The following is a 16,479-nucleotide window of genomic DNA, read 5'->3' as shown; positions in this document are numbered from 1 at the left end:
TTATAAATGATACGGGGGCATTCCTTTTGACTACAAACGAGCAATTACCTTTTAATTTTGATCGAAGCCAACCATTTTTTGACCAATTGAATGAATGGATTGGAGATGTTTTCTATGACATCCTACCAGAGGCAGGATTAGAGTTGCGTGATGAACAGATATACATGGCTTTTCAGTTAGAAAAGGCTTTTATTGATAAAAAGATTATGTTTGCAGAAGCAGGAGTTGGTACAGGGAAAACAATCGTTTATCTACTTTATGCTATTTGTTATGCAAGATATACGAGAAAGCCAGCGATTATTGCGTGTGCAGATGAATCTTTAATTGAGCAATTAGTAAAAAAAGGCGGAGATATAGATAAGCTTTCAAAGATTTTGAATTTGGAGATAGATGCTAGATTGGCAAAATCAAAAGATCAATATTTATGTTTACAAAAGCTTGATCGAGAACGGTCTAATGATCAATATGATTCAAGTTTCGATGATATATATGGTGATTTACCTTCATTCGTTAAAGGAAATCAAACAATGCAGTCGTTCTTTCCGTATGGCGATCGGAAAAATTACCCTAAGCTAAGTGATGAACAATGGTCAGAAATTGGATGGGACGCTTTTCAGGATTGTTTCGTATGTGACCAACGTCATCGTTGTGGTCAAACACTTTCTCGTGAACACTATCGAAAGTCTTCTGATTTAATTATTTGTTCACATGATTTTTATATGGAGCATGTTTGGACGTATGATTCGAGAAAGCGTGAAGGCCAATTACCGTTATTGCCTGAAGCTAGCACAGTTATCTTTGATGAAGGTCATTTACTAGAAGTTGCAGCACAAAAGGCTTTGACCTATCAATTGCGTCATGACATTGTCGAGGAACTGTTAACACGTTTGTTAGAAAATGATGTACGTGAAGAGTTTGCTGTCTTAGTGGATGAATTAATCTCGCAAAGCATGCATTTTTCGTTTGTTTTACGTGATCATACAAAAACGGTTGAGGGATCCAATCGGAGGGAGCTTGCATTCACTTCTTCTCTAATTGATGAAGCTAGACAAATGGTTCATTTAATTGCACGTTTAGAAGATGAGATTGTCTTTGAAAGTGAAATGTACACAATTGATCAATACCAATTGAAAATTGTAGAAGAACATTTAGATATGATTCGCCATGCGCTTTCTATTTTTGTAGAGCAAAACAATGTAATCACATGGGTAGAAGAAGATGAAGTTGGAACAAAACTTGTGATTATGCCACGTATGGTAGAAGAAGTTTTAGAAGAGAGTGTATTCTCTAAAAAGATACCGTTTATTTTCACTTCAGCTACTCTATCAACGAATGACTCCTTTACTTATATGGCTAATAGTTTAGGTATTAAAGAATATCAATCGTTTACGGTTGAATCTCCCTTCGATTATGAAGAGCAAATGAAGATATTTGCACCTTTTAACCCGTCTGTACAAGAAAAACTCGCCATGACGGCCAGGTTAATTGAAGAAACAAATGGAAAAGCACTATTGCTTTTTACAACTCGAGAAGAATTGCAAATGTTTAAACAATACGCAACGAAAGAACCGACATTTTCAAAATGGAACATGCTATTTGAAGGAGACCAAGAAGTAAGTCAGCTTATCTCGAATTTTCAAGAGGATATTAACTCAGTTCTTTGTGCTGTTCGGTTATGGGAAGGGTTAGATATTCCAGGAGAATCTTTATCTAATGTAATCATCTGGTCTTTGCCATTCCCGCCAAACGATCCGGTCTTTCAAGCGAAAAGAAAATCTGTTAGTCATCCGTTTGAAGAAGTTGACTTACCTTACATGTTGTTACGTTTACGACAAGGAATTGGTCGCTTAATTCGTACACATAAAGACAAAGGAATTGTTTCAATCTTAGATGAGAAGATCCATCAAGATGAGACTCTTCAATCAATTATTAAAGAAATTTTACCAGTCGGAGTCAAGATAATAACAGATCGTTCACAAATCTAGTTTACTTCTCTCAGTTATAGCGGTAATCTTATAGAGTGGATAAATTGTTGCAGGGGGAGAATAAAACGATGATTAAAGCAATCTTTTTTGACCTTGATGATACTCTTCTTTGGGACCAAAAGAGCGTGGAAAAAGCTTTTGAAGCTACATGTCTAGTAGCACAGGAAAAGTACAATGTTGATCCAATTGCTCTTGAGGAAGCTGTACGAAAGGAAGCTAGAGAGCTTTATGCTAGCTATGAGACTTATGAATTTACGCAAATGATTGGAATTAATCCATTTGAAGGTTTATGGGGTAATTTCTTAGATGATGAAGAAAACTTTCGTAAAATGAAAGAAATTGTACCTAGTTATCGTAAAGAGGCTTGGACAAGAGGATTAAAAGCATTAGGAATCGAAGATCCGGATTTTGGGGAAGAGTTGGCTGAACGGTTTCCTGCAGAGCGTAGGAAACTTCCATTTGTCTACGAAGAATCATTTCAAATTTTGGATGAGCTCAAAGGAAATTACCAACTATTGCTTTTAACAAATGGTTCTCCAGATTTACAAAATACAAAGTTAACAATTACACCAGAACTTGTTCCATATTTTGATCATATTATTATTTCTGGAGCATTTGGAAGAGGGAAACCGGACCCGTCAATCTTTGACCATGCTCTTGAGAAAATGGCTATGACAAAAGACGAAGCAATCATGGTAGGGGATAATTTAATGACAGATATTCTAGGTGCATCAAGAGTGGGAATGAAGTCTGTATGGATTAATCGCCATAATAAAGAGCGTAATGAAGTGCAACCTACTTATGAGATTACACACTTAGATCAATTATTTCCAATTCTATCTGAATTAAATAACAAATAGCGATCACTTTAAAGAGTCCTTCAATTTCATACTGAGGGACTCTTTTTGGTGAATAATAAGGGAACTAAATATTAGTAAGTAATATATTTACATTGTATCAGTTTAGTTATAAACTGATACGTATGGAAGGAAAAGGAGTGAGGCACATAAATGTCTGTTAAAAGTTCAAAACAAAAAAGACTGGGGGTTCTACTATGGTACCGCTTAGCTCAATGTTATCACCTTAGTAACAGACGATCTAATCAACATTTAAAAAAATGGGGATTAAGCATTGCACAGTTTGATCTACTTGTCCAAATTGGAGCCCATCAACCAATCTCACAGAAAGATCTAGCGGATAAACTACTTGTGACGAAAGGGAATATTACACAAATGCTCTCTAAAATGGAGAAAAGTGGACTTGTTGAAAAAAAACAAGAATGGCGAACGAAGCATATCTCTTTAACATCTGAAGGTAGAAAGGTATATGCAGAACTCGTCCCTAAACAAGAAGCCTATCAAGCAGAACAATTTTCAGGTCTCACTGAAAAGGAGCAAAAGCATTTACTATATTTATTAAAGAAAGCTAGACGTAATATGGAGGGGGAAGAATGATTATGAAACCTTTGTTAGGACAACATCATGTGTCTTCAATTACTGCGAATGCGAAAGAAAACTATCATTTCTATACGAAAATACTTGGTTTAAGACTTGTGAAAAAAACAATAAATCAAGATGACACATCGGTATATCATTTGTTCTATGCAGATGAAAGAGGGAACCCTGGAACCGATCTTACTTTTTTTGAGCTTCCATTCGCTGGACATACGTATCATGGCACAAATAGCATTTCTTTAACTTCATTACGAGTTCCGACAGATGAATCAATTACATATTGGAAAAATCGTTTTGAAACATACAATGTTAAACAGGACTCAATAGTGACAAAGTATGGACGTCAATCATTATCGTTTCTTGATTTTGAAGGACAAAGATTAGAGCTTGTATCAGATGAAACAAATCATGGTGTAGCAGGGGAACGCCATGGCATAAAAGCTCTGTGCCTGTTGAACATGGAATTATTGGTTTAGGACCAATAACATTAACGGTTTCCAAAGCTGACTTAACCGCGAACGTTCTAACGGATGTATTAGGTTTTAAAGAAAAAAACCCATTCACATTTCAAGATCGAAAGCTTCGGGTATTTGAAACAGGTGAAGGTGGAGCGGGGGCAGAAATATTCCTTGAAGAAAATGGAGAGGACAAACGCGAGCGACCAGGACGAGGGAGCGTACATCATGTTGCTTTCAGGGTAGAATCTGAAGAAGAATTAAGAGGTTGGGTTGACTATTTGAAGAAAAGACGAATTCCAACTTCAGGGTTTGTAGAACGATACTATTTTCAATCTCTATATTTTCGAGAACCTAATGGAATTCTATTTGAACTTGCAACGGATGGTCCTGGCTTTGAGGCGGATGAAGCGTTTGAACATTTAGGAGAAAAGTTGTCACTACCTCCATATTTTGAAAGTCGAAGAACTGAAATTGAAGCGAAATTAAAACCATTACAAACAAAGGAGTAATGTGCAGATGAAACATTTGTTTAAAAAGGGAATAAACAAGGGTGGCCCAACACTTCTATTACTACATGGAACAGGCGGAAATGAGCATGACCTATTACCATTAGTCGATATGATCGCACCAGGTGCATCAGTCTTAAGTGTACGAGGAAACGTTTTAGAAAATGGTATGCCTCGTTTTTTTAGACGTCTGTCCGAAGGAGTGTTCGATGAGGAAGATTTACTATTTAGAACCAATGAATTAAATGAATTTGTAAATGAAAAAGCGGAGGAATACGAATTTGATCGCAATCAGGTTGTAGCTATTGGCTATTCGAACGGAGCAAATATTGCGGCGAGTATGATGTATCATCATGAAAAAGCATTAAATGGAGCAATATTATTCCATGCGATGGTACCAAGACGCGAAGTGCAATTGCCAAATCTATCAAATGTCAATGTATTTGTAGGAGCCGGTAAACGGGATCCGCTCATACCGTTTAATGAAACAAAAGAGTTAATCGATAACTTGCAAAAGGCTAATGCAAATGTAACAGAGTATTGGGTAGAGGGTGGTCATCAATTAGTAAGGGAAGAAGTAGAACAAGCGCAAGCATGGTTCAATGAGCACTATTAGTGAAAGGGAGCGGGCTGAAAGGAAAGTCGCTGAAAAAGAGGTCATCTCTCTTTTTCAGCGGCTTTTTTAAGCTGTTTAGATCCCTTTAATCATAATATCTTGCACTTCACAAATTCGTTTATGAGCGTCTTGTAAACTTGGGTAATAAGAGCTGCAATTTTGATCTTGTAATAGAGAGGCTAGTTTCTCTTCAAGTTCGTTTAATTCATGTTGTAGATACGAAAATTCAGTTGGGTCATTTTCACGTATCATTTTAACCTCCATTAATTCAGTAAGAGATTGATCAATTGTTTTTTGAACTTGGTTAAGAATGCTTTGAATATAAGTGTCTGACATAAGTGAGCCTCCTTTTCTATTAGCTTGTTCGCGTTGAACACCATTATTCATAAGGTTCTTTTTTATCCAATGAAGATTGAGTTTAATAAGTCGATTCGTAAATAGCTTAGAAAACGGTTACTCACTAAAATTTTTGAAGGATGTTTACATATCTTTATTGAATTTGTTATATACCACTAATGTAACCAAATCCTTTCATATGGAGTGTGCGAATGAACAAAAAAGAATGGAAAGAAGAGCAGGAACGTGTGGATTTTGTATTAAGTGAAGTGATAGTAAGGGAACATGACTTAAAAGAAAAACTCGGTGACGTTAAAACCGATGTAATCAATATTCGAAAAAATTTCTGGGAAGATGTAACCGTTAATTTAGATAATGCTGAAGAGGCAGCCGAAACATTTGCAAGTATTAAACAACAGGCTGAACTTATGTCAGAGAGCGAAAGAAGGCATAAGCACGACATTAAACAATTAAACAATCTACACAAGTTAAAACATTCTCCTTATTTCGGAAGGATCGATTTTTTAGAAAATGGTGAGAGCAATTCTGAGTCAATTTATATTGGAACTTCGTCTTTTGTTGATCAGACAGGAATGGAATTTTACGTTTATGATTGGCGTGCTCCAATATCTAGTTTGTATTATGACTATGGAGTTGGCGCGGGACAATACGACACCCCAATGGGAACGATTGCTGGAGATATTAAAGTTAAGAAACAGTTTATTATAAAAAATGGTAAGATCCAACATATGTTTCATACTGGAATTACAATTGGAGATGAATTGCTTCAGGAAGTGTTGGGCAATCAATCAAATTCTGAGATGAAGAATATCGTTGCTACTATTCAAAAAGAACAAAATCAAATTATTCGTAATGAAAAAGGCCGTCTATTAATTGTACAAGGAGTAGCAGGAAGTGGAAAAACATCAGCGGCCTTACAAAGAGTTGCTTACTTACTTTACCGTTACCGTGACACTCTTTCGGCTGATGAGATTGTTCTGTTCTCTCCAAATCCTTTATTTACGAGTTATATTTCAACGGTCCTTCCAGAGCTCGGAGAAGAAAATATGCAGCAGACAACATTTCAGTCTTATTTGCAACATAGATTAGGTTCTAATTGGCGTCTAGAAGATCAGTTTGATCAAATGGAGTATGTCCTACATAGAAAAGAAGACCCACAATATGCTGCACGGATTGAAGGAATTAAAGTGAAATCTTCTATTCAATTTATAAATTATATTGACCATTTAATCGATTCATTAAGTTCAAGTGGAATGATTTTTAAAGATATTATCTTTCGTGAAGATACTCTATTTTCAAAAGCAAAAATCGAAAAATATTTTTATCGAATTGATCGAACGATCCCAATCCCAAATAGACTACATATAGTCTCTGAACAATTGTTAAAAGAAGTAAGGGCTTTTGAACTTAATGAACAAAAACAAGAGTGGGTTGATCGGGAAATAGAGTTATTAGACATAGAAGTTTTAACGAAGGTTCACAACAAGGTTGAAAAAGAGAAACAAAAAGAATCCGATGTATTCTATCAGTATGAGCGAGAGCAAGAATTGTTACGAGCGTTAGTTGTAAAGCGTAAACTGAAAAGAGTAAGGGATTCCATTAGTCAATTTCGCTTTCTAGATGTTACATCTATTTACTTGAATTTATTCAAAAAGGAATTAAATGAATTCATGACACATTGGCCTGAAATTTGTTCCACAACGGTTGAACAAATTAAAGAAAAGTTTTTTCTTTATGAGGATGTAACTCCATACTTATATTTAAAAGGAAAATTGGAAGGTTTCCAAATAAACACACTGATTAAACATGTTTTTATTGATGAAGCTCAAGATTATTCACCGTTTCAATTTGCCTTTATTAGACAGATGTTTCCGCGCGCAAAATGGACAGTGTTAGGAGATTTTAACCAATCGATTTATGCGCATTCCAACACGAGTAGCTTTCTGACACTTGAAACGTTATTTTTGTCGAGCGAAATCATTAAATATGATTTGAAACAGAGCTATCGTTCTACGAGTCAGATTATTGAATTTGCTAAACATATTGTGCAAGCATCGATTGAACCGTTTAATCGAAATGGTGAAAAGCCTAAAGTCATAAAAGTGAAAGATAAGAAAGACTTAATCCTGGCACTTTCGAGACGAATTAAGATAAAGCTCGAATCATATGGAACAGTTGCGGTTATTTGTAAGACAAAAGCAGAAAGTGAAACATTATTTAATGCATTGCATAAAGAGTTAGATGTACGGTTAATCACAAAGGATTCTGCAGGCTTCGATTCTGGTGTGTTGATTATCCCCTCTTACCTTGCAAAAGGGGTAGAGTTTGATGCTGTAATAATTCCGAATGTATCTTCATCAATTTATGCAAATAAAAATGAAAGTAAGTTACTTTATACAATTTGCACGAGGGCTATGCACTCTCTGGAATTACTTTATCATGATACAGTAAGCCCTTTACTATTGAACTGTCCAAGTACTTCATTTGAAAAGCAAATAGAATAGCTTGGTATGATTTCTTGAAACAGAATGAATGGTAAGAAATGTTATACAACTTGACAGAATAGGGTAAAAGGGCTTTAGTTCGACTTGGCTTATTTTTTTGCTCAAAGAAATTAATAAAATTAACATTGGAAATTTACCGTTTCTGTGCATCGTTTTGTTCAAGGTAGAGAAAATATAATTGAACAAAACATTTAGCGGAGGTATGAAATGAAACGAGTAAACGTATTTATGCTTGGTATTGTTCTGATGATGTCAATCTTCTCAGTTCAACCTCAAGCAGACGCAGCAGTTAAGATGTTTAATGAACCACCTTTTTCTCATTATAAAGTATCAAGAGGTGACACCTTCTGGTTTATTGCACAACGGTATGGTCTTGATTATCGTGAACTAATGCGCTTAAATCCTGATGTTGTACCAACGAACATGCAAGTGGGCGAAGTCATCCGCTTAAAGCCTGAGGCATCGCATCATAGTGCTTTTGAGGATCAAGTGGTGTCTTTAGTCAATCAAGAAAGACGTCAACGTGGTCTACAACCATTGCAGCACCGTGCTGATTTGAAAAATGTTGCACATAAGAAGGCAGAGGACTTAATTAACGCAAATTATTTTTCGCATAATAGTCCTAACTATGGTTCTCCTTTTGACATGCTTCGAACGTTTGGAATTAGTTATCGTTCAGCTGGTGAAAATATTGCCAAAGGACAAACAACCCCTGAACAAGTCATGAGAGATTGGATGAATTCACCTGGTCATAGACAAAATATTTTAAAACCGGAGTATAATGCTATCGGTGTTGGCTTCTATCATGGTGCGTGGGTTCAAATGTTTATCCAGACAAATTAATTGAAAGATAGAAACTTTAGTAAAAGCTTAAAAGATGATAATAGCTTTGCTATTGTTTCGAGGGTGTCTTAAATGGACTATAGATGACCATTTAAGACACCCTCTTTTTAAAAATGGGCACCTTTAATAAAAGAAACGACGTTTTAACAGGTCGGTTTAACGAAAACATTATGATGATTAAAAAGGAATTCTTCTCCTATTAACCGAATATGTAGTAGAAAAAAGTTGGGGGAATGAAATGATTTTTGAAATGGAACCAAATAGCTTTATATTTAAACTAATGATTGCGACTATTCTTTGTATTGTTATTGGATTGGAAAGAGAATTAAAAAGAAAACCGCTTGGGTTAAAAACATGCCTTGTTATTGGAATTATGAGTTGCTTACTCACACATGTTTCAATTATTGGAGCAGAACATTATTCACAAGAATTAAGCAAACCGATGGATCCATTACGTCTAGCTGCGCAGATCGTTTCTGGAATTGGGTTTCTTGGTGCCGGTGTCATTTTAAGACGGAATAATGATATGATCTCAGGACTAACAACAGCAGCTATGATCTGGGGAGCAGGAGGAATAGGAATCGCCTCAGGAGCTGGATTTTGGCTAGAAGCAATAATAGCAACCGTCTTGCTGTTAATTAGTGTTGAAATCTTACCATTCTTATTTAAATTTATTGGGCCAAGAGCATTGCGAGAGAAGGAACTAAAGGCAAGAATCATTGTACATTCTGAAAATCAATTAACGGCCATTTTAAAAGAATTAAAACAAAATCATATGAAAGCAAAGAAAGTACGAGTAAAAGATTTAAAAGACAGTGAAGCAAAACAAATGGATGTCATACTTCTTGTTAATGAAAAGATTTATACAACCGATGTTTACTATACGTTAAAACAAATGGAGTATGTCGATGGAGTCGATATCGAATCATTATAAGCATTCTGACAAATCGTATTGGACGAGAATTCAATGCGATTTTTTCATGTGGGCTTGTAAATTTCATTTACCGTAGTTTTATTTCATAGTTAGATTTAAGCCCAAACAGAACAATAAGAAGAGGCATAGGCTATTACTATTAAAATTCCTCTTTGTAACACTATATCTTTATAAAATTAAAAAAGAAGCCGGGACAATAGAGGTTTTATTAATGAAAAATCGACCGTAATGACGTCGTTACTTAGCATCCGCACCGGAAATATACGTTACTATGACCAGATTTGTCAATAAAACACTCTAGTTATGTCCCAGCCTTACCCTTTTCATTCAGCTATACCCAAAATAATGCTGCACCTAGGGCAAAACCACCAATAGCAGCTAATGCAATTGGCACTCCCCAACCCCAAGGGCGATAATAGCCCCATCCATACCCAAACCCGCCAAAGTTTCCTGTTGGTTGAAGGTATACATGAGTATCTGTAACATGTGTAATTTTACCAGAGTATCTTCTTCCGTCTAAGCAAGTAATCGTTACAACTTTCCCGTGATATCTACAACATAAATCATAGTAAGACATGACAATCGCTCCTTTCTAAAAACTAAAGTTTCAATTCTATCTTATTAGTAAAAATAGAGTTTTGTTTGTAATAAGGCCTATAAATAGACAAATATGAGCGATTGTCCAAATGAACAACATGAGGAAAAAGAACATAGTCTAGGTATAAAGGATGGTGTGAGTAATGAGAAAATACAGCTATTTAGATTTCTTAGCTGAACTTGAAGTGAATCATGCACATCCGGGTGGTGCAGCGAGTTCATATAAAATGTTTGAAAACGAAGACCTTGATGAAACAAAGACAGTGTTAGATCTTGGTTGTGGCTTAGGTGGGACAGTTGTTCATTTAGCCAATACGTATAAATGCAATATTTATGGAGTTGATAATCATTCGACGATGGTGAAAAAAGCGAAAGATCGTATCGCTAATCAGAATTTAAATGCTAAGATTCTTATGGCATCTGTTGAAAACCTACCCTTTAAGAAAGAAACATTCGATTTAATCGTGGTTGAATCTGTACTTTCCTTTGTTGATATCACGAAGGCTTTAAGTGAGTGTATGCGAACCCTTAAAAAAGGCGGAACGCTTATTTTAAATGAAATGATTGTGCTTCAATCTATCAGTAAAGAAGAACAAACTAGACTAAAAGATTTCTATCAATTTTCAGAATGTAATCAGGATAGCGACTGGGTAGATCTTCTTATAAATCATGGTTATATTAGAATTGAGAGACTAATGTTTAATGATTCACAAGAGAATGAAGGAATTGAATTGGAACTAAAGCCTAGTATAGACCCGCTACTCTTTGATATTTTAGATGAACATGAAAAATTAATGTCAGATTTTAAAGGGAAAATCGGGAATGTGGTATTGCGTTGCCATAAGAAAAATGACTAATTTTATGTGGGTTTGGTAATTAGCAACGAATAGTAAGAACAATTAATTTAAAATTTTTATTTTATTTTCTATAAGAGAAGGTATCTCGACATTTTATTTGTATAATAAATTGATTAAAGGGTTCCGTATAGATAAAGAGTTATAAAAATGAAATACGGAAGGTAAATGAACTAGAATTGCAAAGAGAAGTTTAATATAGAACAATAAAAGCAATAAAGGTAGTTGCTAAAAGAGACAGAAACTACCTTTAATGCAAAAGTGTAATAATACAGTAGTGCCTTCATGCTGTATTTGTCTGTAAATGAGAATGATGAGGAATAAAAACTTTAATTAATATTTAAAGATAATATGGCTAGAGTGGTGCAAATTAATAAATAAAAAAAGATTATTTCCTTTTTCCTCCTATAGGTAACCGGCTGCCTTCTCCCTGGTTAGACATTTTTTTTATTTTTTAAGTTGAAACAATCGATTATTAACAGTAAAGTAATATCAGAACTGAAAAGTTGACTTCTGATGTTCATTTGAGTTACTTTTTTTATAGGAACTAAGTAAAGAGAGGCCGGAATAACATGACAAATACGAATAATCCTAAAACAACTTTAGTGATCTTTGGTGTAACGGGGGATTTAGCAAAAAGAAAATTATTCCCGTCCATCTTTAAATTATATAAAGCGGGAAAGCTATCAGAGGAGTTTGCTGTAGTTGGTGTTGCAAGAAGAGATTGGACAGATGAAGTTCTTCGAGAAAAGGTAACTGATTCCTTGCCGAAGAATGAAAGTGAAGAACTAATTAAAAAGTTTTGTTCTCATTTTTATTATTTGCCATTTGATGTGACAAATAAAGCATCTTATCATGATCTAGATTCGTTATTACAACAATTAGAGCGTGACTATGGGATACCTGGAAATCGGATTTTCTATATGGCGATGTCTCCTGAGTACTTTGGTACAATCGCTCAAAATTTAAAAGAAGAAAAAGTAACGGAAACAAGCGGATGGACTAGACTAATCATCGAAAAGCCTTTTGGAAGAGATCTACCATCGGCAGAAAAGCTAAATAATGAAATTCGTCAAGCGTTTAGAGAAGACGAAATTTATCGGATTGACCACTATCTTGGTAAAGATATGGTTCAAAATATTGAAGTCATTCGATTTGCCAATGCTATTTTTGAACCATTGTGGAATAATCAATACATATCTAATATTCAAATTACATCAAGTGAAACATTGGGAGTAGAGGACCGTGGCGGTTATTACGAAACATCAGGAGCTCTTCGTGATATGGTTCAAAACCATATGCTTCAGATGGTCTCTCTACTTGCTATGGAACCACCAATTAAATTAACTACTGATGAAATTAGAAGTGAAAAAATTAAAGTATTACGTGCTTTGAGAGACTTAACTCCTGAGCAAGTTCCTAATTACTTCGTTAGGGGACAATATGAAGCAGGAAACGTTGATGAAGGTAATGTAATTGGCTATCGAGAAGAAAAAAATGTAAACCCTGAATCTTTTACTGAAACATATGTAGCTGGTAAATTATTAATTGATAATCACCGTTGGGCAGGTGTGCCATTCTATATTCGTACAGGGAAAAGATTGAAGGAAAAATCAACTAAAATTGTCATTCAATTTAAAGATAGACCTATGAACTTATATTACAACGAAGACTCAAAAATGTATTCGAATTTACTAATTATTTCAATTCAACCTGATGAAGGTCTTACCCTTCATCTAAATGGGAAGAAGATTGGTACTTCAGGTGAAACGACACCAGTTCAATTAGACTATTGTCATGATTGTGTGGATACATCAAACACGCCGGAAGCATACGAACGTTTAATTTATGATTGTATTCAAGGGGATGCAACGAACTTTGCACATTGGGATGAGGTTGATCTATCATGGACATTTATCGACTCCATTTCAAAGGCATGGGAGAGTAAAGATGTTCACCTTGCGACGTATGAATCGGGAACAATGGGACCGAAGGAAGCAGATGATTTGTTAAAGAAAGATGGTTTTCATTGGTGGCCGATCACAAATATGCGCAATTAAATTGATCCTAAAATAATGGCAATAATTGAATCGACATATCAACAGTAATTTATAGTACAATAAGTAAATAAAATGGTTGGAATCGTAAAGAGGCATGTGTAACCCACATGTCTTTTCCGTTATAAAGGAGAGGTTATTAAAGTGGAAAAAGACAAAGTACTATTAGTAGATGGGATGGCTTTATTGTTTCGCTCTTTTTTTGCTACTGCTATGAGTGGGTATTATATGATTAATAGCAATGGAGTACCGACAAATGCGATACATGGATTTATTAAACACTTGTTTACAGCGGTTAATGAGTTCAAGCCTTCCCACGTAGTATGCTGTTGGGATATGGGAAGCAAAACGTATCGTACAGAATTGTATTCTGATTATAAGGCAAATCGTGGAGAACCACCAATTGAATTAGTTCCACAATTTGATTTAGTAAAAGAAGTCGTAACAGAATTAGATATTCCTAATATCGGATTAGTGGGTTATGAAGCTGATGATTGTATTGGAACATTAGCTCAAACATTAAGTGAGGATTCAGAAGTGTACATTCTCACAGGCGATCAAGATATTCTACAGCTTCTAAAAGAGAATATTTCCGTTATCTTACTTAAAAAAGGATACGGCAATTATGCAGTTTATAACGAGGCTTTATTTCTTGAAGAAAAAGGAATTAACCCTAGACAAATGATTGATTTAAAGGCACTTATGGGAGATAGTAGTGATAATTATCCTGGTGTTAAAGGAATTGGTGAAAAGACCGCTCTAAAATTACTACAAACCTATGAAAGTATCGAAGGAATCCTTGATAATTTAGACAGCTTAACAAAATCACAAAAACAAAAAATTGAGAATGACCTTGAAATGCTGCATCTATGCAGGAAATTAGCAGAAATTAATTGTTCAGTTGATGTATGTTGTTCCTTAGATGAAGCAAAATTCAATATAGAACACGGCAAAATGGTGAATAAATTTAATGAACTAGAATTGAAAAATCTGGACAAGATTCTTTCCGTACAAGGATCTTTGATTTAACATTTTTACGATGTATCAAAGAGCTGATTCAAGAGGTTGTACTACCTCTTGAATCAGCTCTTTATTTTTGGTTGTTATTTTTAATCCATTTATCAGAAGGCAGGAAAAAAGTTAATAAACCAATGATTGGGAGGCTTGTAATGATAATAAAAGTTTTTTGAAGACCAATAAGATCAGCAAGGATTCCTAATGCAACTGAACCTATCGCTCCCATCCCAAAAGCTAATCCTACAATGAGTCCAGAAACTAAACCTATCCGCCCGGGTACAAGCTCTTGCGCATACACAACAGATACAGAGAAACTTGATAAAATAATAAAACCAATTAAAAATATTACAAAGTAAGCAGAGATTGGACCAATATGAGGCAAAAGGAGTGTAAAAGGTACTGAGCCAAGCATAGAAAAGATTAAAATGGTTCGCTTACCATATTTATCGGCAAGCGGTCCGCCAGCAAACGTTCCGATAGCACCAGCCGCTAAAAAAACAAATAAATAAACTTGTGCTTGTGCAATCGTTGAGCCAAATTGATCAATTACGTAAAAAGCATAAAAGTTTGAAATGCCGGCATGAAACCATGAACGAGCAAAAACTAAAAAGATAAGCAAAATAACTGCGAACGTTATCACCTTTTTGCTGGAATCACTCGAATGATTTGTCTTTTCTTGACTAGATTTTTTGTTGTTATTAAATTCGGTCATTTTAAATTTATACCAACGTGCTATGTAAAGTAGCATAATTATTGCTAAAGCAGCAATTATTGTAAACCAAATCGAGCCAAACTGCCCTAGGGGAACAAGTATTAGAGCTGTAATCAACGGGGCTAATGCTTGACCAGCATTCCCACCAACTTGATAAATGGATTGCGCTAAACCACGTCGGTTACCAGCAGCCATATAAGCGACCCGTGAGCCTTCTGGATGGAAGGTAGCTGATCCTAGACCAATAAATAAGACAGAAATGATCACAAACCAAAAGGAAGGTGCTAAAGCAATCCCAAATACTCCAATTAAAGTAAAGCATAATCCAATAGGTAGTGCGTAAGGGCTAGGTTTCTTATCTGTATAAATGCCAACAAAGGGTTGAATAAGTGAAGAGGTAAGGTTCAAAGCAAAAGCAATTAAACCTAACTGTGTAAAGGTTAATCCCATTGATTGCTGTAAGATTGGAAACATTGCAGGTACAAGAGCTTGAATAGCATCATTAAGCAAATGAACAAAACCAATAATAAGTAAGATTCTATAAGATGTTTTTGATTGTAATGGTGTAGAAGCAGTCTTAATTTGTTTAGCTTCCATCAATATACCTTCTTTCTAGGGGCGAAATAATCTTTAGTGAGATTATATCATGAAGGTCTATTTTTAGTGTTAGAAAATTAAAATAATTAAAAAAAAGAGGATTGAGACTGTTTGTCCTCATGATGAAAAATTCAACATATTACCAACCTTCTTCTTACATAGGAAAACGGATCTTTACAAACGATAGGACTACAACAGATCAAGTGAGGTGAAGAAAATGGCTAATAACTCTAGTAGCAATAAGCTTCTTGTACCAGGAATTGAGCAAGCTTTAGATCAAATGAAATATGAAATCGCTGAGGAGTTTGGGGTTCGTTTAGGGTCTGACGAGACTGCTCGTGCTAATGGTTCTGTTGGTGGAGAGATAACAAAACGTCTTGTTCAACAAGCAGAACAGCAGTTTAATGGAATCAATGAATAATTTGGCTTAACAGGTTGGAACATTTCCAACCTGTTTTTATTTGTTTAACTAAAACAAGCAGAGCCTTTTGTGAGATAAATCCCCTCAAAAAGGCTCTCGGATTTTTCAGTACGTTTATCTTTATTGATTATGGTGATGTTCTGAGATTTCTGATAATGCTTCACCGGCTTCATTCTCATAGATATTCTCAGTTGCTAAATCGCCTATTGCTACGATTCCGACAATTTGACCATTCTCGACGACAGGTAAGCGACGAATTTGGTGTTGCGCCATTATGTTTGCAGCTTCATGTGGGTCTGTTGAAGGTGAAGCAACAGTTAAATTTGTTGACATGCATTCTTTAACTGAAATATGGCTATCTTTACCACTTGCAGTAGAGCGAAGAGTAATATCACGATCTGTAATAATTCCAACAAGTTGACCATTTTTAACAACCGGAATCGAACCAATATCATAAGATTTCATTAATGATGCTGCTTCTTGAATAGATTGATCAAAATTTATGGTCACAACATCCTTTGACATAATTTCACTAATATTTTGTGTCATTTAAAACACTCCCTTCAT

At 35.2% G+C, this 16,479-nt stretch carries 15 protein-coding genes and 1 pseudogene; 12 read left to right on the top strand and 4 right to left on the bottom strand.

Annotated features, from left to right (window positions below; all coding sequences use genetic code 11):
* Positions 1 to 26 precede the first annotated feature (26 nt).
* The 5 genes and pseudogenes from BkAM31D_RS12000 to BkAM31D_RS11980 all read left to right on the top strand — a co-directional run bounded on the left by BkAM31D_RS12000 (position 27) and on the right by BkAM31D_RS11980 (position 5,019).
* The gene (locus BkAM31D_RS12000; RefSeq protein ID WP_066149403.1) at positions 27 to 1,985 is read left to right on the top strand and encodes an ATP-dependent DNA helicase; all 1,959 of its coding nucleotides are present in this window, start codon (positions 27 to 29) and stop codon (positions 1,983 to 1,985) included.
* A 68-nt stretch (positions 1,986 to 2,053) separates the two neighbouring features.
* A complete protein-coding gene (locus BkAM31D_RS11995) occupies positions 2,054 to 2,845 on the top strand; it encodes an HAD family hydrolase (protein WP_066149400.1) in 792 nt (263 codons plus the stop codon).
* 150 nt (positions 2,846 to 2,995) lie between these two features.
* The gene (locus tag BkAM31D_RS11990) at positions 2,996 to 3,439 is read left to right on the top strand and encodes a MarR family winged helix-turn-helix transcriptional regulator (RefSeq protein WP_066149395.1); all 444 of its coding nucleotides are present in this window, start codon (positions 2,996 to 2,998) and stop codon (positions 3,437 to 3,439) included.
* Positions 3,436 to 4,406: pseudogene (locus tag BkAM31D_RS11985) on the top strand (ring-cleaving dioxygenase). The gene BkAM31D_RS11990 and the pseudogene BkAM31D_RS11985 overlap by 4 nt, the downstream one beginning before the upstream one ends.
* 7 nt (positions 4,407 to 4,413) lie before the next feature.
* Positions 4,414 to 5,019 (top strand): alpha/beta hydrolase, encoded by a 606-nt coding sequence (locus tag BkAM31D_RS11980; RefSeq protein ID WP_066149389.1) that lies wholly within the window; start codon positions 4,414 to 4,416, stop codon positions 5,017 to 5,019.
* A gap of 75 nt (positions 5,020 to 5,094) precedes the next feature.
* Here the strand turns inward: BkAM31D_RS11980 and BkAM31D_RS11975 are convergent, their stop codons facing one another.
* On the bottom strand, positions 5,095 to 5,355 hold the full coding sequence (locus BkAM31D_RS11975; protein WP_066149386.1) for a hypothetical protein: 261 nt from the start codon (positions 5,353 to 5,355) through the stop codon (positions 5,095 to 5,097).
* 212 nt (positions 5,356 to 5,567) lie between these two features.
* On the opposite strand from BkAM31D_RS11975, the gene helD reads away from it, so the two are divergent.
* The 3 genes from helD to BkAM31D_RS11960 all read left to right on the top strand — a co-directional run bounded on the left by helD (position 5,568) and on the right by BkAM31D_RS11960 (position 9,657).
* Positions 5,568 to 7,880: an RNA polymerase recycling motor HelD gene (gene helD / locus BkAM31D_RS11970; RefSeq protein WP_066149383.1), complete on the top strand. Its 2,313-nt coding sequence runs from the start codon at positions 5,568 to 5,570 to the stop codon at positions 7,878 to 7,880.
* Positions 7,881 to 8,087: 207 nt separating this feature from the next.
* A complete protein-coding gene (locus BkAM31D_RS11965) occupies positions 8,088 to 8,723 on the top strand; it encodes a CAP domain-containing protein (protein ID WP_066149380.1) in 636 nt (211 codons plus the stop codon).
* Positions 8,724 to 8,961: 238 nt separating this feature from the next.
* Positions 8,962 to 9,657 carry an MgtC/SapB family protein gene (locus tag BkAM31D_RS11960; protein ID WP_066149377.1) on the top strand — a complete coding sequence of 232 codons (696 nt, stop codon included), beginning with the start codon at positions 8,962 to 8,964 and terminating at the stop codon, positions 9,655 to 9,657.
* 331 nt (positions 9,658 to 9,988) lie between these two features.
* On the opposite strand, the gene BkAM31D_RS11955 is transcribed toward BkAM31D_RS11960, so the two are convergent.
* Positions 9,989 to 10,234 carry a hypothetical protein gene (locus tag BkAM31D_RS11955; RefSeq protein ID WP_174521893.1) on the bottom strand — a complete coding sequence of 82 codons (246 nt, stop codon included), beginning with the start codon at positions 10,232 to 10,234 and terminating at the stop codon, positions 9,989 to 9,991.
* A 163-nt stretch (positions 10,235 to 10,397) separates the two neighbouring features.
* Between BkAM31D_RS11955 and BkAM31D_RS11950 the strand changes: the two genes are divergently transcribed.
* From BkAM31D_RS11950 to BkAM31D_RS11940, 3 genes are all read left to right on the top strand, one after another.
* Entirely contained in the window at positions 10,398 to 11,111 is a 714-nt protein-coding gene (locus BkAM31D_RS11950; protein ID WP_066149371.1) for a class I SAM-dependent methyltransferase, read from the top strand.
* A gap of 569 nt (positions 11,112 to 11,680) precedes the next feature.
* Complete coding sequence (zwf, locus tag BkAM31D_RS11945; RefSeq protein WP_066149369.1) at positions 11,681 to 13,168, top strand: glucose-6-phosphate dehydrogenase; 1,488 nt, start codon at positions 11,681 to 11,683, stop codon at positions 13,166 to 13,168.
* Between the two features lie 174 nt (positions 13,169 to 13,342).
* Positions 13,343 to 14,194, top strand: coding sequence for a 5'-3' exonuclease (locus BkAM31D_RS11940; protein WP_066151045.1), 852 nt, complete (start codon positions 13,343 to 13,345; stop codon positions 14,192 to 14,194).
* 61 nt (positions 14,195 to 14,255) lie between these two features.
* Here BkAM31D_RS11940 and BkAM31D_RS11935 read toward each other — a convergent pair whose 3' ends face one another.
* Positions 14,256 to 15,491 carry an MFS transporter gene (locus tag BkAM31D_RS11935; protein WP_066149366.1) on the bottom strand — a complete coding sequence of 412 codons (1,236 nt, stop codon included), beginning with the start codon at positions 15,489 to 15,491 and terminating at the stop codon, positions 14,256 to 14,258.
* 217 nt (positions 15,492 to 15,708) lie between these two features.
* On the opposite strand from BkAM31D_RS11935, the gene BkAM31D_RS11930 reads away from it, so the two are divergent.
* Positions 15,709 to 15,912, top strand: coding sequence for an alpha/beta-type small acid-soluble spore protein (locus BkAM31D_RS11930; RefSeq protein WP_066149364.1), 204 nt, complete (start codon positions 15,709 to 15,711; stop codon positions 15,910 to 15,912).
* A 120-nt stretch (positions 15,913 to 16,032) separates the two neighbouring features.
* Here the strand turns inward: BkAM31D_RS11930 and BkAM31D_RS11925 are convergent, their stop codons facing one another.
* Complete coding sequence (locus tag BkAM31D_RS11925) at positions 16,033 to 16,461, bottom strand: CBS domain-containing protein (RefSeq protein ID WP_066149362.1); 429 nt, start codon at positions 16,459 to 16,461, stop codon at positions 16,033 to 16,035.
* Between the last annotated feature and the right edge of the window lie 18 nt (positions 16,462 to 16,479).

Origin of the sequence: Halalkalibacter krulwichiae (assembly GCF_002109385.1) — a bacterium.
In the GTDB taxonomy this organism is placed as follows: domain Bacteria; phylum Bacillota; class Bacilli; order Bacillales; family Bacillaceae_D; genus Halalkalibacter; species Halalkalibacter krulwichiae.
The sequence above is the reverse complement of the archived record's forward strand: the minus strand, read 5'-3'. Positions and strand labels throughout refer to the sequence as shown.